The following is an 18263-nucleotide window of genomic DNA, read 5'->3' as shown; positions in this document are numbered from 1 at the left end:
TTCTTTCGATGGAGGAACCGCGATGAAAGCACTCGTTTACCACGGACCCGGGCGCAAGGCGCTCGAGGAACGGCCCAGGCCGGAACTGCAGTCGCCCACCGATGCGATCGTCCGCATGACGCGCACGACGATCTGCGGTACCGATCTGCATATTCTCAAGGGCGACGTACCGACGTGCGAACCCGGCCGCATTCTCGGCCATGAGGGCGTCGGCATCGTCGAGCAGGTCGGCGCCGCGGTCGATTCACTGAAGCCGGGCGACCCCGTGCTCATTTCGTGCATCTCGTCGTGCGGCCGCTGCGAGTACTGCCGGCGCGGCCTCTATTCTCACTGCACGACGGGCGGCTGGATCCTCGGCAACCGGATCGACGGCACGCAGGCCGAGTACGTGCGCATCCCGCATGCGCAGACGAGCCTCTACCGGATTCCGCCGGGCGCGGACGAGGACGCGCTCGTGATGCTGTCCGACATCCTGCCGACCGGGTTCGAATGCGGCGTGCTGAACGGCAAGGTGCAGCCCGGCTGCTCGGTCGCGATCGTCGGCGCGGGCCCGATCGGGCTGGCGGCGTTGCTGACCGCGCAGTTCTACTCGCCCGCGCGGATCATCATGATCGACCCGGACAGCAACCGGCTCGAGGTGGCGCGGCGTTTCGGCGCGACCGATTGCATCGACGGCCGCAGCGGCGACCCGGTGGCGGAGGTCATGAAGCTGACCGACGGCGTCGGCGTGGATTGCGCGATCGAGGCGGTCGGCATTCCGGCGACGTTCGAGATGTGCACCTCGCTGGTGGCGCCGGGCGGCGTGGTCGCGAACGTCGGCGTGCACGGGGTCAAGGCCGACCTGCACCTCGAGAAGCTGTGGGATCGCAATATCTCGATCACGACGCGGCTCGTCGACACGGTCAGCACGCCGATGCTGCTGAAGACCGTACGCGCCGGGCGCCTCGATCCGACGCGCCTGATCACGCACCGGTTCTCGCTCGACGACGTCGAGCGCGCATACGACACCTTCGGCCGCGCGGCGCAAACCCATGCGCTGAAGGTCATCATCGAAGTCGGTTGATCGCCGATAGCCGATAGCCGCGCCGCGCCGCGCCGCGCCGCGCCGCGCCGCGCCGCGCGAGCACGGGACCCGGCGCGCGATGTCCGGTTCCCGCCGCGCCGGCCCGGGCGTCGACGGCGTCGCCGTCAGGATGAAAGCGCGGCCGGCTCGTGCGTGTCGCCCGATTCGACCGCGTCGAGATCGACGCACTGCGCGTAAGTCGGCACCTCGCACGGCCAGTGCAGTCGCTCCGCGATACGCCGCCGCATCGCATCGGCCGCCGCGGGTTCGCCGTGCGTGACGAAGGTCCGCACCGGCGCGCGCTGCATCGTGCCGAGCCAGCGGAGAATCTCCTCGTAGTCGGCATGCGCGGAGAGCGTCGTGATCGACTCGACCTGCGCGCGCACGCGCACGTATTCGCCGTGAATCTTCAGCGTCGGCTCGTGCGCGGCCAGCGCCGCGCCGCGTGTGCCGGCCGCCTGGTAGCCGACCAGCGCGATCGTGTTGCGCGCATCGGGCGCGTAGCGGCTGAGGTGATGCAGCACGCGGCCGCCCGTCGCCATCCCGCTGCCGGCGATGATGACCATCGGGCCATGATGGTCGGCGATCGCTTTCGACTGCTCGACCGACCGGATCATCGTGGCCGCGTGACCGAGCGCGTTCGCTTCGGACGGCGTCAGCCGGTGCTCGAGAATATGGTGACGATAGATCTCGGTCACGTCCGTCGCCATCGGGCTGTCGAGATATACCGGGACGCGCGCCATGCGGCCGGACGCCTTCAGCCGCGCGATGTAGTGCAGGATTTCCTGCGCGCGCCCGACGGTGAAGCAGGGCATCACCACGACGCCGCCGCGCGCGAAAGTCTTGTCGAACAGCGCGGCCAGTTCGTTCTCGGGGTCCGATTCCGGATGCAGACGGTCGCCGTACGTCGATTCGACGACCAGGAAGTCCGCATGCGCGGGCGCCAGCGGCGGCTGCATGATCGGGTCGTGATAGCGGCCGAGGTCGCCCGAGAACGCGAGCACCTTGTGATTCCAGTGCATCACGACGCTCGCCGCGCCGAGGATGTGCCCGGCCGGCAGCAGACGGAACGCCAGGCCGCCGCCCAGTGCGGTGCATTCGTCGAACGCGACGGGCTTCAGCAGTTGCAGCGCGCGCTGCGCGTCGTCCAGCGTGTAGAGCGGCTGTGCGGGGTGATGCTTCGAGTAGCCGTGGCGGTTCGCGAAGTCGGCTTCCTCTTCCTGCAGCCGCGCGCTGTCGCGCAGCATGATGTCGCAGAGTTCGGCCGTGGCGGCCGTGCAGTACACGGGCCCGCGATATCCTTCGCGCACCAGTACCGGAAGGTAGCCGGTATGGTCGATATGCGCGTGCGTGAGCACGACCGCGTCGAGCGTGTCGGGCGCGAGCGGCAACGGGCTCCAGTTGCGCAGCCGCAGGTTCTTCGTGCCCTGGAACAGGCCGCAATCGACCAGCACGCGCCGGTTGCCGTGCTCGAGCAGGTACTTCGAGCCGGTCACGGTTTCGGTCGCGCCGAGAAAAGTCAGTTTCATGGATGCCTCACCGGGAGTCGAGGGAGCAGTGAACCGATTACAGCGCGGATGCGCGTGAAGCGATTGATGGAAATCAGGGTTTGCCGTATCCGTGCCCGGGATAGGTGAGGTTCGTCCTCCAGCCGTTGCGGCTACGGTTTGACGTCAATCAACGCGCGGGCCGGACGGTGGCGCGATAGTGGTCGCATGCGCGAGGGCGATGTCGTGATTCCGCCCTCCGCGCGGGCCGCGGATATGCCGTACACCATAGGCAGCGAGATTTCGACGCGATAGGGACGAATCCATCATGACGCTGATCGCCAACCTGGACGGCGCGCGGACCGGCTACCGGCTGTGCTTCGTCCGCGCGCCCTGGGCGTGGTTTACGTGCCTGCCGCTCGACCTGCAATGCGGCCAAAGCTGGGCCGACGTGCCCTATCAGGACGTCGCGCAGCCGCCTTACAGCGATTCGCGCACACAGCTGCTGCGCGTGGCGTTCGACGCGCCGCGCCTGCTGCCGCCCGAGGCCGGCCGGCACGGGCAGGACTGGAGCGTCGAGCAGATCAACGGCGGCGCGGTGCCGTGGCTGCGCAGCGAGGAATTCGTCGACGCGATGAAGCTGGCCGTGCCGGCGGGGGCGACACTCGCCGAATTCGTCGAGACGATCGAGGCTGCTGGCGGTACCGTCTACGGCCCGCTCGGCTGGGCCGAGTTGCCGCCCTGGCAGCGGCCGGACATCGTGGCGCACACATAGACGGGCCGACTCCGGACGACCGCGCTGCCGCGTTTCAGCCCGGGTCACCCCAGCCGCCGCCGAGCGCGACGTAGAACGCGACCGTGTCCTGCAGCCGCTGCGCGACTGCCTGCAGCCACGCAAGGCGCGCCTGATGGTATTGCACGTCGGTGACCAGCAACTGCACGTAGCCCGGGATCACGCCGAGCAGCGTCGTCTTGCCGCTGCCGGACGGCCCGACGATCAGCAGCCTCTCGCCGAAGTTCGCGTCATCGACACCTTGCACAACGCCTGCGCTCGCCGGCGGCCGAATCCAACTGTGCGACGAAAGCAGCGACGCCCGACACCAGCGCGACGACCGCGTACGGGAGGACGGGCGACCCGGCGAGCATCGCGTGCTCGACGCCCAGCAGCGACGCGAGTGCGGTGAACACGCCGAGCGTGGCAAGAACGATCCGGTTTGGCAGGCGCATCATGACGTTCTCCGGCGAGGCGGCCGCCGGCCGCCGTGAGCGCGATGCCGCCCTGCCGCCATCGCGGCCGCCGCGGCTATCACAGGACGTGTCGTCATGATCGCGTGAAGGGTGCCGGCACGGTTGATCTGTATCAACGGACGAATGGGGCCGCCGCGCGCGCGTCCGGCCGCCCGCCGGGCCGGTTACGCCATTTGGGCGATCGTCTTGCGAAAGCGGGTCAGCGACAGCAGGAACAGCGCGCAGCCGATCGCGAACAGCACGGCGAACTGGATCCAGACCGCATCGAGTCCCGCGCCGCGGTACAGGATGCGTTGCGCGAGTTCGACGAAATGCGTGGTCGGCGCGGCCAGCATGATGTCCTGCACGGCGAGCGGCATGCTCTCGCGCGGTGTCAGTCCGCCTGACAGCAGTTGCAGCGGCAGCAGCACGAGCACGAGCAACATCCCGAACTGCGGCATGCTGCGCACGAGCGTCGCGAGAAAGATCCCCATCGACGTCGTCGCGAACAGGTGCAGCGCCATCCCGGCCACGAACAGCGGGATGGAGCCCGGAATCGGCACGTGCAGCGCTCCGCCCACGACCAGCGTCAGCGACGCGACGGCCGCCACCGTGACGACGAGCCCCATCGACCAGACCTTCGCGAGCATGATTTCCGCGGCGGTGACCGGCATCACGAGCAGATGCTCGATCGTGCCGTGCTCGCGTTCGCGGATCAGCGCGGCCCCGGTGAGGATCATCGACAGCATCGTCACGTTGTTGATCAGCTCCATCAGCGCGCCGAACCACACTTCGTCGAGATTCGGGTTGAAGCGCATCCGCATCGCGAGATCGACGGGCGGCGACGCCGTGCCGCGATAGCGCCGCACGAATGCGTCGATCTCGCCCGACACGATCTGCTGCACGTATCCGCCGCCGGTAAAGGCCTGCGTCATGCGGGTCGCGTCGACGTTGAGCTGGATCGTCGCGTGACGGCCGGCGAGCACGTCGCGCTGGAAATCCGGCGGAATGTCGAGCGAGAACGTGTAGTCGCCGTTGTCGAGGCCGTGATCGGCCGCGGCCGCGTCGACGATCGGCGGCGGTGCGAACTGCGGCGGGAAGAACGCCGACGCGATGCGCGCCGACAGCGGCGACGCATCTTCGTCGACGATCGCGATCGGCACCTTGTGCAGCGTTTCCGGGCGCGCGGTGGCCGCGACGTAGATCGACGCGCTGAACGTGTAGACGATCAGCACGAGCAGGATCGGGTCGCGGGCGAGGCTCCAGAGCTCCTTGACCCCGAGCCGGAAGATGACGAGCAGGCGCGACATGGTCAGCGCTCCTGTTTGCGCAGCAGGGCGGCGGTCATGGCCAGGATGGCCGGCGCCGCCGCGAGCAGCGGCCAGAACTGCGACGACAGGTCGCCCAGGCCGAGCGCCTTGTTGTAGACGCCGCGGCTGATCGCGAGCATGTAGGTGGCCGGGTAGACCGCCCCGATCCACTTGCCGGCGCCTTCCAGCGACGACAGCGGCGTGAGCAGCCCCGAGAACTGCACGACGGGAATCAGCGTGCCGACGATCGTCATGAAGATCGCGGCGATCTGGCTGCGCGTGAACGTCGACGCGAACAGGCCGATGCCCGTGGCCACCACGTTGAAGACCAGCACCGCGGCCGCGAGCGTGAAGAAGCTGCCCTTGATCCGCACGCCGAACGCGACGTCGGCCAGCACGACCATCAGCAGGAAGTTCAGCATGGGGAGCATCACGTAGGGCGCCTGCTTGCCGAGCAGGAATTCCGCGCGTGTGACGGGCGTGACGTACAGGTTGACGATCGACCCGAGCTCCCGTTCCCGGACGACGGCGAGCGCCGTCAGCATCGCGGGCAGCATCAGCAGCAGCATCGGCATGATGGCCGGAATCATCGCCGGCAGGCTCTTGACGTCCGGGTTGTAGCGATAGCGCACGGCGATCTCGACGGTCGGCGCGAGCGACGCGCCGAGCCGGCGCTTCGCCTGGTCGCGCAGCCAGTTCTCGTGCATGCCGGCGACGTAGCCGCGGATCGTCTCGGCGCGCATCGGCATCGCGCCGTCGATCCACGCGCCGATCTCGACCCGGCGGCCGTGCGCGACGTCCCGCGCGAACCCGGGCGGAATCTCGATCGCGAGCGACAGCTGGCCGTTGCGCATGCGGCGGTCGATCTCGCGCTCGTCCGCGAGCGGCGCGCGCGGCACGAAGTAGCGCGAGCCGCCGAGGTTCTGCGCATAGTCCTGGCTCAGGATCGACTGGTCGCGGTCGAGCACCGCGAACGTCAGGTTGTCGACGTCGAGACTGATGCCGATGCTGATGACGCACATCAGGACGAGCGACCCGAACAGGGCCAGCGTCGCGCGCAGCGGGTCGCGCCGCAGCTCCAGCACTTCCCGCCACAGGTAGCTGCCGGCACGCGCCGGGCTGAACCACGCGGCCGCGCGGGCGGCGCCGGCCCGGGCGGCGGGGGCCTCGGGCGGCGCGTTCAGCCAGCCCGCGTCGGACGCGGCGTCCATCGGAACGCTGTCCGCACGCTGCGCGTCGGTCAGGTACGCGATGAACGCCTCCTCGAGCGTGCCGGCGCCGCGCATGCGCACGAGTTCCCCCGGCGACGCGCTGGCGAGCACCCGGCCCGCGTGCATCAGCGAGATGCGATCGCAGCGCTCGGCTTCGTTCATGAAGTGCGTCGAGATGAAGATCGTCACGCGATCCTGCCGGGCGAGCTCGATCATCAGCCGCCAGAAGTCGTCGCGCGCGACGGGATCGACACCCGACGTCGGCTCGTCGAGGATCAGCAGTTCGGGCTTGTGCACCATCGCGACCGCGAGCGACAGCCGCTGCCGCATGCCGAGCGGCAGGCTTTCGGGTAACGCGTCGAGTACGCCGGTGAGTCCGAAGCGCCCGGCCATTTCGTCGATCCGCCCCGGTACGTCCGCCTCCGGCACGCCGAACAGGCGCGCATGCAGCACGAGGTTCTGCCGGACGGTCAGCTCGCCATACAGCGAAAACCCCTGCGACATGTAGCCGACCCGCCGGCGCGTGTCGATGTCGTCGGCCGCGACCGGCTGGCCGAACAGCGTCGCCGTGCCTTCGGAGGCCGGCAACAGGCCCGTGAGCATCTTCATCGTCGTCGACTTGCCGCAGCCGTTGGAGCCGAGGAAGCCGAAGATCTCGCCGCGGCGGATTTGCAGGCTCACGTGATCGACCGCGACGAAATCGCCGAACCGCATCGTCAGCCCGTCGGCCTCGATCGCGTAGCCGGCGGCGGGTTCGGGCTGAAACGGCGCGATCCGGATCGGCTCGTGCCCGCGCCGCTGCGCGTCCGGGAGCAACGCGACGAATGCGCCTTCGAGCGTGTCGCACCCGGTGCGGGCCAGCAGCTCGTCCGGGCTGCCGGTCGCCAGCACCCGCCCGGCATCCATCGCGATCAGCCGGTCGAAGCGCCGGGCTTCGTCCATGTACGCGGTCGCCACCAGCACGCTCATCGCCGGGCGGGCGGCCCGGATGCGCGCGATCAGTTCCCAGAACTGGGCGCGCGACAGCGGATCGACGCCGGTCGTCGGTTCGTCGAGGATCAGCAGATCAGGATCGTGGATCAGCGCGCAGCACAGGCCGAGCTTCTGCTTCATGCCGCCGGACAGTTTGCCGGCGGGGCGATCCAGGAACGGGTGAAGGCCGGTGCTGCGCGTGAGCGCGTCGATCCGGCGGCGCCGCTCCGCCGCATCGTGACCGAACAGCCGCGCGAAGAACTGCAGGTTTTCCTCGACGGACAGCGTCGCGTAGAGGTTCCGGCCCAGGCCCTGCGGCATGTACGCGATGCGCCGGCACACGCGCGCGCGATGACGGCGCGACGCCAGGTCGCCGCCGAGGGCCCAGACGCGCCCCTGCTGGATCGCGCGTGCGCCGGACACGAGCGCGAGCAGGCTCGACTTGCCGACCCCGTCCGGGCCGATCAGCCCGACCATGCGGCCGGCCGGGATGTCGAGCGTCACGTCGTCGAGCGCGGCCTTGTCGCCGTAGCGCAGCGAGACGCCGGACAGCCGTGCGACCGGCGCGGGTGCCGGCGGCGCTTCGGTCGCGCCGGCACCCGTATCGGCCGGGAGCGCCGATTTCATTGCGGCACCTTGATCGCGAGGCGCGCGGGCCACGCGGCGTTCGGATCGACCTTCAGCCATGCGACACCCGGCAGCCCGGTCTTCACGAGCTTCAGGTGGCGCTGCAGCAGGTCGCGGTCGATGCGCGCCTTCACCCGGAACATCAGCTTCTGCCGCTCGGTGGCCGTCTCGACCGTCTTCGGCGTGAACTGCGCGGTGCTCGACACGTACGACACGCGGGCCGGAATCACGTATTCCGGCGCGGCGTCGAGCACGATCCGCACGTCGGCGCCGAGCGGCACCCGGCCGACGACCGTCTCGGGCAGGAAGAACGTCATGTAGACGTCCGACAGGTCGACCACGTTGAGCACCTTGCCGCCGGCTGGCAGCACCTCGCCCGATTCGGCCACGCGATACTGCACGCGCCCGTCGCGCGGCGAGGTCAGGTCGCTGTCCGAGATGTCGGCCTGCACGCGCGCGACGGTCGCCTGCGCGGCCGTCACCGCCGAGTGCGCGGCGACCAGTTGGGCCCGGGTCGCATCGATCGCGGCCTGGGCTGCCTGCACCTGCGCGCGCGCGGCATTCACGGTCGCCCGCAGGCTGCCGGCGCGCGCGCGATCGTCGTCGAGTTCCTGCATCGACGACGCGCCGTCGCGCGACAGCGTTTCGGAGCGCGCGAGCCGCCGCGTCGCCGCATCCAGTTCGCTTTCCCGCTGGACGACGACGGCCTCGGCCGCCGCCTTGTCGCTGCGCCGCTGCGCGACCTGCGCGTCGATGCTCGCCGCCGTGTTCACGGCCTGCGCCTCCCGGGCGCGCGCCTCGTCGAGCTGTGCCTGCAGGACGACCACGTCCATGCGCGCGAGCGGCTGCCCGGCCTTCACGAAGTCGCCTTCGTCGACGAGCATCGCGGTGACGCGCCCCGGCAGCTTGGTCGCGACGTCGATCTCGGTCGCCTCGATGCGGCCGTTGCCGCTCACGAGGCCGGCATCGGCCTGCCCGTCACGCCAGCGCGTCCATCCGAAATACGTGATGCCGATCGCGAGCACGGCGACGCCTGCCCCGATCAGAAGAGGGCGCTTGAGGGTTTTCATCGTATGGAATCCGGATTCGTCGATTCGTTGGTCGGTCGCGCGGCGGCCGCGTCGCCGTCTTGCGTGGCGCCGCCGAGCGCGCCGTACAGCGCGACGCGGCTCGACAACAGCGCGCGACGCGTCATCACCCATTGCTGCTCCGCGTTCATCAGGTCCCGCTGCGCGTCGAGCACCTCGAGGAAGCGGGTCGCGCCGCTGTCGTAGCGCAGCTTCGCGAGGCGGGCCCGTTCGGCCTGCGAATCCAGCGTGGCGCGCTCGATACGCACCTCGTCGGCCAGCCAGTAGCGGGACGCAAGCGCGTCGGACACGTCGCGAAACGCGCTCTGGATCGTCCGCTCGTACCGCGCGAGCGCTTCGTCGTGCTGGGCGTGCGCGAGCGCGAGATTCGAGCGGTTGCGGCCGCCGTCGATCAGCGGCAGCGTCACGTTCGGGATCACCGACCAGACGCCGGTGCCGGACGTCAGCAACTCATGCAGCGCGCTGCTGCCCGAGCCGATCGAGCTCGTCAGCGCGATGCGCGGAAAGAACGCGGCGCGCGCCGCGCCGATGTTGGCGCGGGACGCCTGCAGTTCGTGTTCGGCCGCAATCACGTCCGGCCGCTGCGCCAGCAGCGACGAGGGCAGGCCGGGGGCGAGCGACGGCGCGACGGCGGCGTCGTCGAGCGCGAGCGGCGTGCCGGCCAGATCCGGCGGCGCACCGACCAGCAGGGCCAGTGCATCGGCCGCCGAGGCGCGCGCCTGTTGCAACTGGGCGCCGAGGGATTCCGCTTGCTGCAGCAGGATCTCGGCCTGCGTCAGGTCGAGGCGCGAGATCGCGCCGGCCGCATGGCGAAGCCGGAAAATCCGCAGCGACTCGCGGCGCGTGTCGATCGTCGCGCGGGTCAGCGCGATGCGCTCGTCGTACTCGCACAGCGTCAGGTACGCGTTGGCGACCGACGTGATCACGCTCAGCGTCGCGGCACGCCGGGCCGCATCGCTCGCGAGATAGCGCTGCAGCGCCGCGTCCTTCAGGTTGCTCACGCGGCCCCAGAAATCGAGCTCCCATTGCGTCTCGGCCAGCCGCACCTCGTAGGCCTGGCCGATGAACGGGGTGGGCGTGAGGAGCCCGCCGGGTGCGCGAAACCGCGCATAGGCCGCGCCGGCGCCGATCGTCGGCCACTGGTCCGCGCTGCGGATGCCGTAGACGGCACGGGCCTGTTCGACGCGCGCGACGGCCGCGCGCAGGTCGCGATTGTTGGCCAGCGCCTGCGCGATCAGCGCCCGCAGGCGCGCATCGACGAAGTAGTCCCGCCATGCGGGCACCGGCGCGGCCGCGGGCGTGGCGCCGGCCGACGGATCCGGAAAGGCGGCGGGGATCGGCGCGGCGGGACGCTGGTCCGGCGGTGCGAGCGACAGGCATCCGGACAGCAGGCCGATACCCGTTGCGAGCGCAACGAAACGCCCGTACCGGGAAGCTGCAGTGCGGAACACGACGGGAAGCGCGGTGGCGCGCATGGAAAGCCTCGGCGAATACGGAAACGCGGGGTGGCGCCGCCTCGTGGCGGCGCCGCTTCGGGTTCACTTATATCCGACGATTGACGCTCCTACCCTTGATCTGCATCACTTCGGCGGGAATGCGTTTCGAGCGGTGCTTCGGTTGACAGGCGCGCCGGAACATGGCCCTGGGCCGGCGGGTTGCGCCGGGCCCGACGCGGTCGCACGCGTCACGGCCGGTCGCCAGGGGCGAGGTTCAGCAGGACGGCGAACGAGAGGATGCTCAGGATCAGCGTGACGATCGAGTATCTGAAAACCCGCTCGTCGAACAGCATGCCGTGAATGATGCCGGCCAGCGATGCGAGCGCGATGAATACGCTGAGCGTTGCCAGCGAGATGCGGTATTGCCTGCGGTTCATGACGGTCTCCCGGGGAGCGGCTGTCGCAACGATATGAAGCGTGCGGGCCGCCACGAATGCCGCGGCGGCCGGGGACATGATCGCGTCGCACCCCGTCGCGCGGTTGATCTGCGTCAACGGAAAAATCGGGATCGAGTGTGCGCGACGGCGGCTGCCGCAAGCACGGCGTTGATTGATCCTCGTCAAACCGCCGGCGCCGCCTTGCGCGATGCTGAATCCGGTGCGGCCCCATCGCCGATCGCGAATGTCGCGACCGGCACGGGCCGACAGGAGACGGCAATGAAGTCCGATGCAGCACTCAAGCAGGATGTCGAGCAGGCGCTGTTCTGGAATCCGGCGGTCGATGCACGGCGGATCGACGTCGACGTACACGACCGGATCGTGACGTTGCGCGGCACGGTCGACAGCTGGGCCCAGAAACTCGAGGCGCAGAAAACGGCGCTGCATGTCGAGGATGCACGCGCGCTCGTGCTCGAACTGAACGTTGCACCGCAGGAGAACGCGTGCGCGGACCAGGAACTGGCGATCGCGATCACGTTCGCGCTCGGCTGGCAGGAGGCGCTGCGCGATCACAAGATTCGCGTCGAGGTCGATCACGGTTGCGTGACGCTCGACGGTGAAGTCGATCATGCATACCAGAGCCGGGCGGCGGAAAAGATGGTCAGCCGGATGATCGGCGTCGTCGGCGTCGCGAACCGGATCCGGGTGCGCACGGATCACACGGTGCCGGACGTCGGCACGCGGATCGCCGAAGCGCTTGCGCGTCGCGCGCGGCGCGAATCCGCGGGAATTGCGATCGACGCGGCCGACGGCATCGTCACGTTGACGGGCAAGGTCGCGTCGCTCGCCGAAAGGCGGGCCGCGTGCGGTGCGGCCGGGTCGGTGAGAGGCGTCCGGGAGGTCGTCGACCGGCTCACCGTCGGCTGACGGCTCGCTAGTGCCGTCCACTGCGAGGAGACGCAGTCATGAACCGTTCGAATTCCGGCCCCGGCCGACACCCTCTGCGCCACGACAGGCGCATGCAGCCGCATACGAAGGACAGTTACCGCGATCCGAAGCGGCCGAAGGGCGACAGGATCTGCGAAGGCTGCGGCGCCGTCTGCGACGCGGGCCGCTGGACGTGGTACGCGGCGCCGCTCGACCGGCGCCAGCTCGAATGCCCGGCCTGCAAGCGCATGCGGGAAAACCTGCCGGCGGGCGAACTGGTGCTGCACGGCGTGTACCTGTGCGCGCACCGGGCGACGATTCTCGACCTGCTCGAGCGCCAGGCCATTCTGGAGACGAGCGAGCACGCGCTCGAACGCATCATGGAAATCGAGAAATCCGCCGATACGCTCGTCGTCCGCACGACGGGCGTGCACATGGTGCGACGGCTGGGGGAAGCGTTGCTGCATGCGCATCACGGCGATCTCGCGATCCACTATCGCGACGGCGAGGACATCCTGCGCGCGCAATGGACGCGCAACGACGCATGAACGGAGGGGTGTCCGGCGAGCGGGCCGACGTGCGACGTGCTGACGCTGCGGCTCGAAGCCGAACACGTGCCGTCTGTCCGCCTGCGGATTGCCGGCGAGACGCACGAGAACGTGTGCGTGACCGAGACCGGGACGGCGCGTGAATACCGTTTCCTGATGCCGCGGCCGTCGGTCACGGCCGCCGAGTGGCGCGACTGCGCGGCCCGCATCGAGGCCTTGCAACCCGCGCCGCGCGATCTCGTGCTGGCCGGCGACATTCACCGGTTATAACCCGTTGCCGCTGCAGCCCGGCATGACGCTCGGCGAGCTCGCGCGGCTTTTCAATGCGTGTCTGCATATCGGCGCGGCGGTCACCGTGGTGCCGATGGCGAACTACGCGCGTGCGATGCGTTTCGACGACACCGCAATGCCGCGCACCAACGGATCGATGCGATTCTCCACGGCGTCGTGCAATGGCAAATTTTGCCAAAACATGCCGTTTTGTGGCTTTTTCACGCGGATGTCATCTCGCGTCGCGATAGTGCGGGATCGCGCGCCAGTCCCGGGGATCTACCCGAGGAACGCGGCGCACTGCAACCGATACGCACGCTCCGAACGGGCGGTGCATCACATCTCGACAGAAGGAGCGTGCCATCGTGAACGCCATCGCAGCGGCGGATGCTTACGACGTGATCGTCGTCGGCGCGGGCATCGTCGGCCTCGCCCATGCCTATACGGCGGCGCTCGAGGGGCTGCGCGTCTGCGTGATCGAACGCGACGCCGCATGCGTGGGCGCGTCGATCCGCAATTTCGGTTTCGTCACGGTCACCGGGCAGCACGCCGGGCACAGCTGGCGGCGTGCGCGGGCGAGCCGCGAGGTCTGGGCGGACGTGGCGCCGCAAGCCGGCATCGACGTGCTTCACAAGGGCCTGCACCTGATTGCGCGTCGCCCCGAGGCGATGCACCTGATCGATGCGTTCATGCAGACCGGCATGGCCGACGGCTGCCGGGTCATGACGCCCGGCGAAGCGGCGGCCGTGGCGCCCGAGCTGCGGCTGGACGGCGCGCAGGGCGTCCTGCACAGCCCGCATGAACTGCGCATCGAGCCGCGTACCGCGATCGGGTTGCTGGCGTCATGGCTGGCCGAACGCTTCGGCGTGCGGTTCCGCTACGGCGAGATGGTGCACGAGGTGCGCACGCCGACGGTCCGGACGTCGCGCGGCGTGCTGCACGCGGAGCGCGTGATCGTCTGCGGCAACGCGGACAGCCGTCACCTGTACGGCGACTGGTTCGCGCGGCACGAGGTCCGCCTGTGCCAGTTGCAGATGCTGCGCGTGCGGCCGCGCCGCCCGTTGGCGCTGCGCGCCGCGGTGATGAGCGACCTGAGCCTGCTGCGTTACGCGGGGTTCGCGGCGCTGCCGGCCGCCGGCGCGTTGCGTGCGCGCCTGAACGCGGAGGAGCCCGTGTGCGTCGGGTACGGCATCCACCTGATCGCGGTGCAGAGCGCCGACGGCAGTCTCGTGGTGGGCGATTCGCATGAATACGGCGCCGCGCCGCTGCCGTTCGCAACGCAGGAGATCGATGCGCAGATCCTGCGCCTGCTGCACGAGACGCTCGATGTACCGGAACTGGATGTGGTCGAGCGCTGGACCGGCAGCTATCCGTCGGCGCCCGATGCCGATTGCGTGATCGAAGCACCGGACGACGGCACGCGTGTCGTCGTCGTGACGAGCGGCGCCGGGATGAGCACGGGCTTCGGGATCGCGCAGGACGTGTTTGCCGCGTGGTGACGGCGTGGACGAGCCGGGGAGGCTCGCGCGGCTGAACCGGCCGGCGCCTGCCGATCGACAGCAGGCGCCGGCGCGATCATGCAGCCGTCACGCGTGACGGCGTGCGCCGCATTCGCCGCAGAACAGGTCGTCGGCGGCCATCGGCTTGTGACACTGCGCACACGCCGTGGCTTCGTCCGTGGCGGGCGGTGCCGTATCCGACGCCGGCAGCGAAGCCGTGCCGGCCGCGTGTGACGCGCGTGCTTTCGCGAGGTGATCGGCGGCGCGCTCGCGTGCCTGTTCGGCGTGGCGTTTCGCGTCCGCGACGTGCTGGCTCAGTTTCTCTTCGGTCGCGGAGAAATCGACACCGCTGACCGTCTGCAGATAGATGAGGCACGTGCCGTTGACGAACGTCAGGAACGGGATCACGAGGCCGATCGCGACCAGCAGGCCGTTGCCGAAGCCGTACGCGCCCAGATAGGCCATGCTGCGGTAGTCGAATCCGCCTTCCGCCGCATCCGCGCCGAGGCCGTACGCGCCGGCATGGCGGCCGAAGCCGCCCAGGCCGCCGAGCGTGCTCATCAGGCCGCCCAGCGGGCTGGTGCCGGTTGCCGCCGAGATCGACGAGGCGATCGCGGCGCCCGTGCCGAGAATGCCGAGTACGACCGCGGACAGGACGCCGACGAGCAGCAGCAGCCCGAACATCCTGACGATCACGCCGAGCAGCTGGCGGCGGCCGATCTGCAGCAGGCGCGCGGCGGTCTGCAGCGTCGAGTTGCCCTGCCAGATGGCGGGCGCGGCCAGCGGATAGCCGACGTACCACATGCCGGCGAAGATCGCGCCCGCGACGATCGCCGCGAGCGGATACGCGATCGCATAGAGCAGCGGGCCGAGGCCCGGGATCTTGCAGACCAGGAACACGATCAGCAGCGCGAGCAGGAACAGCACCCAGCCGACGGCGAGCAGCACGCCGACCCCGATCAGGCGGTGGACGGTGAACGTCGCCTGTAGCAGCGCGTCGACGAATCCGACCGGCTCGCCCTGGGCATCGCGCATCAGCACGATGCCGACCGCGGAATAGCCGATCAGCGAGATCGCGCAGGTCGCGATGACGAACAGCAGGCCGAGCACGGGGCTGTGACCGAGGACCTGGATCGTGAGCATGCCCATCAGCATGCTGGCGACGAGCGCGAAAGCGCACATCGCGAGTGCGCGCCAGTTCGTGACGGCCTCGGCGGCGCGCAGTAGTCCGAACTTCCCCGACACGGGGGCGTGATCGAGCGTTGACATCGTTGAATCTCCTTGCAGGTGCGGGCGGGTCAGTGTGCGGCGGGGGCGTCGAGCAGCGCGACGACGGTGACGCCGTCGACCTGCGCGAGCTGGATGCTCGACTGCCGGACCGAGCCCGGCTTGCCGTTCAGGTAGACCTGGCTTTTCAGCGTATACGTGCCTTGCGGTGCGCCCGACGGCAGTTTCAGCGTGAAGCTGTTGTCGAATTCGCCGCTGCCCGGCGTCGCATTGACGATCTTCTCGCCGCGCTTGAACTGTTCGCCCGACGGTGCATACACAGTCACGACTTCCTTGACCTCCTGGACGGGCTCGTTCGTGCCAGACACCGCGCGAATCTGCGAGGCCAGCCTGATCGGCTCGCCGGCCTTGACGGCGGAGCGCGGCGTCACGACCGTGTTGTACGCGTCGATCTTCGCGTAGGGCGGCAGGTTGTTGCGGTTGCTTGCGCGGTAATCGCGATCGACTTCGGCTGCCGTTTTCGTCTGCCGTGTCGCCACTTCGATCACGGCGCACGCGGCGAGCCCGGCCACCGCGCCGCCGATCGCGCCCTTGGTGCCGCCGATCAGCGCGCCGACCAGTGCGCCGCCGGCGCCGAGCGCCGTACAGCGCAGCACGGATTCGGACGAGATCCCGCCGGCGCCGTTCTGGGTGGCGCAGCCGCTGGCGAGCAAGGTGACCGAGCAGGCCGCGGCGAGGGTTTTCTGGATTGTCATGTCGGTGTTCTCCGGCGCTTCATTCAAGTGTGCTGTTGTTGCGCAGTGCATCCATCTGCCGCGCTTTCGCCTTGCCGATGAGCGTCTTCGCCGGACGGTTGCCGGGCTCGATCGCAAGGACGCTTTCCGCTGTCGCAATGGCCTTGTCGTACTGGCCGCGCGACAGGTCGCCCTGCGCGCGTTTCAGCAGGCCGTCGACGGCGGGCGATGCGGGGTTGGCCGCCGTGGACGGGTGCACGGGCGGTGCTGGGCGCGGTTTGTTGCGCGATGCTTCCGCAATGGCGGCGGGTGCGGCCGGTGCGGGTGCGTCGTCCTGCAGTTTCGCGAACGGCGACGTCTGTTGCGCGTTCGCCGATGCAGGCGGCGTGTTCGACGCAGGGGGCGTCGCGGGCACCGAAGCCGTCGCGACATTCGTGACGACGGCCGGGCCCGACGCGGGCGAGGTCGCGGCTGCGGCGGCGGTGGCCGTATCGATCGGCGCGGACGCCGGTGTGTCGGCCGGCGTCGTCGCAACGACCGCGCTGGCGATGACGGTACCCGCTCCGGTGATGTCCGACGCGGCGTTGGCCGGGGCGTCTGGCACCGTGGATGCGGCGATCGGCTCGGGCGTTGCAGGGGCGCTCGCCTGGCGGCCGTGCCACCAGAATGCGCCGCCCGCGCAGGCGACGGCGACCGCGACGCCGGCCGCAATGATCTTGAGTTTTGCCGACGTATCGTCGTTCGTCGGTGCGGGCTGTGCGATCGGCCGGGACACCACGCCGGATACCGGACGTATGGGTTCGGTATCCGGCGCCGGCGCGGTATCGGTGTCCGGTACGTCGCGAGGTTCGGCAACCGTTTCGACGGCGATCATGTCGTCGGCGGCGAGCGCCGCTTCGGTGCTTGCCGATGCGCTCGCAGGCCCGGACTGCCCATCGGTGACGACGGGCGAGACATACGACGCAGCGACCGTGTCGCCGCGATGGTCTGCCGCTGCGTTGGGCGTGACGGTTGCCGCGGCGTCATGCGATGGCAGCGGTGCGCTCGCGCGACCCGATTCCGCATCGGCGATGTTCGCGACGTGGGGGATATCTTTCGAGGCGGTGTTCGCCGCCGGTGATTCGACGCCGATGTCGTGCGCAGGCGCGTGAGCCGATTCCGCGGCTGCGTATGCGGGTTGCGGTGCGGACTCGACAGGTGGAGCAGGCACGTCGATTTCGATTGCGCCATTGTCATTCGCGGATGCGACGGGCGTTCCGCACTTGTTGCAGAAACGCTGGCCTGGCGTCAGAACGGCATGGCAGCTCCGGCATGGTGCGCCGGCCGCTTCGTTACGAGTGGCCGCCACCGGTGTTCCGCATTGCTTGCAGAATTTGAGCCCGACGGGCAGATCGGTGCCGCAGTGGGTACACGCAGTCATGATTCAGTAATCCTCTTCTTTTGATCGATCGACGTGAAGGCGCCGTGCGAGCAAGCGCACGTATGTCCGAATCGCGGGATGGCGGCGTATCGGCCGTGTGCTACGAAGGCACGCGACGCGGAACGGGCCGCTCGGCGCGGGATATCAGTCGAATTCGGGACGGCCGCGCGGGAAGTGGCGGCATAGAGAAGAAGAGATCCGGCCGACGTGGATCGGCACGTATGGCACGTACGGCACGTACGGCACGACGAATCCGGATGTTCCGGTATTGAATGGCGAGTTCAAGCTTTCCCCGTTTCAGTCGCCAGGTTGAATCCGGCGGACTGTTTTCATTATTTGGATTGGTAATACAAATGGTCTTCTGCGGCGGATATTACACTGAAATCAAGCGGTTTTGCCATCCGCCAATCGCGTGACGAAGTGTGTCGACGGAGAGTTGAATAGCACGGCAGCAAGCGCCTGGCGGCTTCGGAGCGGACGTCATGGCGCAGGAAGAATTCCGCTCGAAAATGCGCATCTGCCGTCACAGCAGACAGACGCGACGCAGCGTGACCGTGCGCAGATACACGGATTTATCGAGCCACGGCACAAACACGTACTCGTCGTATGCGTCGCAGCCGATCAGAATCCAGTGGGACAGAACGTTGGACATGATGGTCTCCTTGACCCGGCTCGTTTCTCTCTCTGACGTGGTGGGCGCCGACGTGCAGCTGTCGTCGTTCCGTCGTGCGCTCACACACGGTATACCCGGCGAGCACGGTACCTATTCCCGAAGCCGCG

The 18263-nt window shown here is 69.0% G+C and carries 19 protein-coding genes and 3 pseudogenes; 8 read left to right on the top strand and 14 right to left on the bottom strand.

Going from position 1 to position 18263, the window contains the following annotated elements; translation table 11 throughout:
- The first annotated feature begins 22 nt into the window (after positions 1-22).
- A complete protein-coding gene (locus APZ15_RS32660) occupies positions 23-1063 on the top strand; it encodes a zinc-dependent alcohol dehydrogenase family protein (protein WP_027792309.1) in 1041 nt (346 codons plus the stop codon).
- 125 nt (positions 1064-1188) lie between these two features.
- Here APZ15_RS32660 and APZ15_RS32655 read toward each other — a convergent pair whose 3' ends face one another.
- Positions 1189-2592 carry an MBL fold metallo-hydrolase RNA specificity domain-containing protein gene (locus APZ15_RS32655; RefSeq protein WP_027792310.1) on the bottom strand — a complete coding sequence of 468 codons (1404 nt, stop codon included), beginning with the start codon at positions 2590-2592 and terminating at the stop codon, positions 1189-1191.
- A gap of 286 nt (positions 2593-2878) precedes the next feature.
- On the opposite strand from APZ15_RS32655, the gene APZ15_RS32650 reads away from it, so the two are divergent.
- Entirely contained in the window at positions 2879-3325 is a 447-nt protein-coding gene (locus APZ15_RS32650; RefSeq protein ID WP_021163484.1) for a hypothetical protein, read from the top strand.
- A gap of 196 nt (positions 3326-3521) precedes the next feature.
- On the opposite strand, the pseudogene APZ15_RS42785 reads toward APZ15_RS32650, so the two are convergent.
- The 7 genes and pseudogenes from APZ15_RS42785 to APZ15_RS32615 form a co-directional block, all read right to left on the bottom strand.
- Positions 3522-3590 (bottom strand): annotated as a pseudogene (locus tag APZ15_RS42785) (hypothetical protein); the annotation flags it as partial.
- Positions 3574-3780 carry a DUF2964 family protein gene (locus APZ15_RS32640; protein WP_027792312.1) on the bottom strand — a complete coding sequence of 69 codons (207 nt, stop codon included), beginning with the start codon at positions 3778-3780 and terminating at the stop codon, positions 3574-3576. The gene APZ15_RS32640 and the pseudogene APZ15_RS42785, both read right to left, overlap by 17 nt.
- Positions 3781-3962: 182 nt before the next feature.
- On the bottom strand, positions 3963-5087 hold the full coding sequence (locus tag APZ15_RS32635; RefSeq protein ID WP_027792313.1) for an ABC transporter permease: 1125 nt from the start codon (positions 5085-5087) through the stop codon (positions 3963-3965).
- Between the two features lie 2 nt (positions 5088-5089).
- On the bottom strand, positions 5090-7897 hold the full coding sequence (gene rbbA / locus APZ15_RS32630) for a ribosome-associated ATPase/putative transporter RbbA (protein ID WP_027792314.1): 2808 nt from the start codon (positions 7895-7897) through the stop codon (positions 5090-5092).
- A complete protein-coding gene (locus tag APZ15_RS32625; protein WP_027792315.1) occupies positions 7894-8967 on the bottom strand; it encodes an HlyD family secretion protein in 1074 nt (357 codons plus the stop codon). Before APZ15_RS32625 ends, rbbA begins: the two co-directional genes overlap by 4 nt.
- Positions 8964-10460, bottom strand: coding sequence for an efflux transporter outer membrane subunit (locus APZ15_RS32620; RefSeq protein ID WP_027792316.1), 1497 nt, complete (start codon positions 10458-10460; stop codon positions 8964-8966). The genes APZ15_RS32625 and APZ15_RS32620 overlap by 4 nt, the downstream gene beginning before the upstream one ends.
- A 209-nt stretch (positions 10461-10669) precedes the next feature.
- The gene (locus APZ15_RS32615; RefSeq protein WP_027792317.1) at positions 10670-10858 is read right to left on the bottom strand and encodes a DUF2964 family protein; all 189 of its coding nucleotides are present in this window, start codon (positions 10856-10858) and stop codon (positions 10670-10672) included.
- Between the two features lie 279 nt (positions 10859-11137).
- Here APZ15_RS32615 and APZ15_RS32610 point away from each other — a divergent pair, with 279 nt between their 5' ends.
- The 4 genes and pseudogenes from APZ15_RS32610 to APZ15_RS42780 form a co-directional block, all read left to right on the top strand.
- Positions 11138-11785, top strand: a complete 648-nt coding sequence (locus APZ15_RS32610) for a BON domain-containing protein (protein ID WP_027792318.1) — start codon at positions 11138-11140, stop codon at positions 11783-11785.
- A gap of 38 nt (positions 11786-11823) precedes the next feature.
- Complete coding sequence (locus tag APZ15_RS32605) at positions 11824-12333, top strand: BCAM0308 family protein (RefSeq protein WP_027792319.1); 510 nt, start codon at positions 11824-11826, stop codon at positions 12331-12333.
- A 36-nt stretch (positions 12334-12369) separates the two neighbouring features.
- On the top strand, positions 12370-12603 hold the full coding sequence (locus APZ15_RS32600) for a 1-phosphofructokinase family hexose kinase (protein WP_027792320.1): 234 nt from the start codon (positions 12370-12372) through the stop codon (positions 12601-12603).
- A gap of 22 nt (positions 12604-12625) precedes the next feature.
- Positions 12626-12706: pseudogene (locus tag APZ15_RS42780) on the top strand (hypothetical protein); the annotation flags it as partial.
- On the opposite strand, the gene APZ15_RS42560 reads toward APZ15_RS42780, so the two are convergent.
- Positions 12706-12828, bottom strand: a complete 123-nt coding sequence (locus tag APZ15_RS42560; RefSeq protein WP_255221844.1) for a hypothetical protein — start codon at positions 12826-12828, stop codon at positions 12706-12708. The pseudogene APZ15_RS42780 and the gene APZ15_RS42560 sit on opposite strands and share 1 nt — an antisense overlap.
- Positions 12829-12968: 140 nt before the next feature.
- On the opposite strand from APZ15_RS42560, the gene APZ15_RS32595 reads away from it, so the two are divergent.
- Entirely contained in the window at positions 12969-14102 is a 1134-nt protein-coding gene (locus APZ15_RS32595) for a TIGR03364 family FAD-dependent oxidoreductase (RefSeq protein ID WP_226153332.1), read from the top strand.
- A gap of 87 nt (positions 14103-14189) precedes the next feature.
- On the opposite strand, the gene APZ15_RS32590 is transcribed toward APZ15_RS32595, so the two are convergent.
- The 3 genes from APZ15_RS32590 to APZ15_RS42390 are packed head-to-tail and all read right to left on the bottom strand — an operon-like array spanning position 14190 to position 16667.
- Positions 14190-15371 carry a hypothetical protein gene (locus APZ15_RS32590; protein WP_027792322.1) on the bottom strand — a complete coding sequence of 394 codons (1182 nt, stop codon included), beginning with the start codon at positions 15369-15371 and terminating at the stop codon, positions 14190-14192.
- Positions 15372-15400: 29 nt separating this feature from the next.
- On the bottom strand, positions 15401-16084 hold the full coding sequence (locus APZ15_RS32585) for a hypothetical protein (protein ID WP_226153331.1): 684 nt from the start codon (positions 16082-16084) through the stop codon (positions 15401-15403).
- Positions 16085-16103: 19 nt separating this feature from the next.
- Positions 16104-16667: a hypothetical protein gene (locus APZ15_RS42390; protein ID WP_226153336.1), complete on the bottom strand. Its 564-nt coding sequence runs from the start codon at positions 16665-16667 to the stop codon at positions 16104-16106.
- A gap of 1 nt (position 16668) precedes the next feature.
- Between APZ15_RS42390 and APZ15_RS42385 the strand changes: the two genes are divergently transcribed.
- Positions 16669-17214: a hypothetical protein gene (locus APZ15_RS42385; RefSeq protein ID WP_226153335.1), complete on the top strand. Its 546-nt coding sequence runs from the start codon at positions 16669-16671 to the stop codon at positions 17212-17214.
- Positions 17215-17330: 116 nt separating this feature from the next.
- On the opposite strand, the pseudogene APZ15_RS42775 reads toward APZ15_RS42385, so the two are convergent.
- Positions 17331-17483: pseudogene (locus APZ15_RS42775) on the bottom strand (double zinc ribbon domain-containing protein); the annotation flags it as partial.
- Between the two features lie 523 nt (positions 17484-18006).
- The gene (locus tag APZ15_RS42555) at positions 18007-18135 is read right to left on the bottom strand and encodes a hypothetical protein (RefSeq protein ID WP_021162513.1); all 129 of its coding nucleotides are present in this window, start codon (positions 18133-18135) and stop codon (positions 18007-18009) included.
- Positions 18136-18263 lie beyond the last annotated feature (128 nt).

This window comes from Burkholderia cepacia ATCC 25416 (genome assembly GCF_001411495.1).
Taxonomy (GTDB): domain Bacteria; phylum Pseudomonadota; class Gammaproteobacteria; order Burkholderiales; family Burkholderiaceae; genus Burkholderia; species Burkholderia cepacia.
This window is presented reverse-complemented; position numbering and strand designations above follow the sequence as displayed.

What these genes read in the sequence shown, in the direction of transcription:
- APZ15_RS32635 (WP_027792313.1), bottom strand. Translation starts at nt 5,087, where the DNA reads ATGTCGCGCCTGCTCGTCATCTTCCGGCTCGGGGTCAAGGAGCTCTGG.
- APZ15_RS32640 (WP_027792312.1), bottom strand. Translation starts at nt 3,780, where the DNA reads ATGATGCGCCTGCCAAACCGGATCGTTCTTGCCACGCTCGGCGTGTTC.
- APZ15_RS32625 (WP_027792315.1), bottom strand. Translation starts at nt 8,967, where the DNA reads ATGAAAACCCTCAAGCGCCCTCTTCTGATCGGGGCAGGCGTCGCCGTG.
- APZ15_RS32610 (WP_027792318.1), top strand. Translation starts at nt 11,138, where the DNA reads ATGAAGTCCGATGCAGCACTCAAGCAGGATGTCGAGCAGGCGCTGTTC.
- APZ15_RS32615 (WP_027792317.1), bottom strand. Translation starts at nt 10,858, where the DNA reads ATGAACCGCAGGCAATACCGCATCTCGCTGGCAACGCTCAGCGTATTC.
- APZ15_RS32585 (WP_226153331.1), bottom strand. Translation starts at nt 16,084, where the DNA reads ATGACAATCCAGAAAACCCTCGCCGCGGCCTGCTCGGTCACCTTGCTC.
- APZ15_RS32650 (WP_021163484.1), top strand. Translation starts at nt 2,879, where the DNA reads ATGACGCTGATCGCCAACCTGGACGGCGCGCGGACCGGCTACCGGCTG.
- rbbA (WP_027792314.1), bottom strand. Translation starts at nt 7,897, where the DNA reads ATGAAATCGGCGCTCCCGGCCGATACGGGTGCCGGCGCGACCGAAGCG.
- APZ15_RS32660 (WP_027792309.1), top strand. Translation starts at nt 23, where the DNA reads ATGAAAGCACTCGTTTACCACGGACCCGGGCGCAAGGCGCTCGAGGAA.
- APZ15_RS42555 (WP_021162513.1), bottom strand. Translation starts at nt 18,135, where the DNA reads ATGTCCAACGTTCTGTCCCACTGGATTCTGATCGGCTGCGACGCATAC.
- APZ15_RS32655 (WP_027792310.1), bottom strand. Translation starts at nt 2,592, where the DNA reads ATGAAACTGACTTTTCTCGGCGCGACCGAAACCGTGACCGGCTCGAAG.
- APZ15_RS32620 (WP_027792316.1), bottom strand. Translation starts at nt 10,460, where the DNA reads ATGCGCGCCACCGCGCTTCCCGTCGTGTTCCGCACTGCAGCTTCCCGG.
- APZ15_RS32605 (WP_027792319.1), top strand. Translation starts at nt 11,824, where the DNA reads ATGAACCGTTCGAATTCCGGCCCCGGCCGACACCCTCTGCGCCACGAC.
- APZ15_RS32590 (WP_027792322.1), bottom strand. Translation starts at nt 15,371, where the DNA reads ATGTCAACGCTCGATCACGCCCCCGTGTCGGGGAAGTTCGGACTACTG.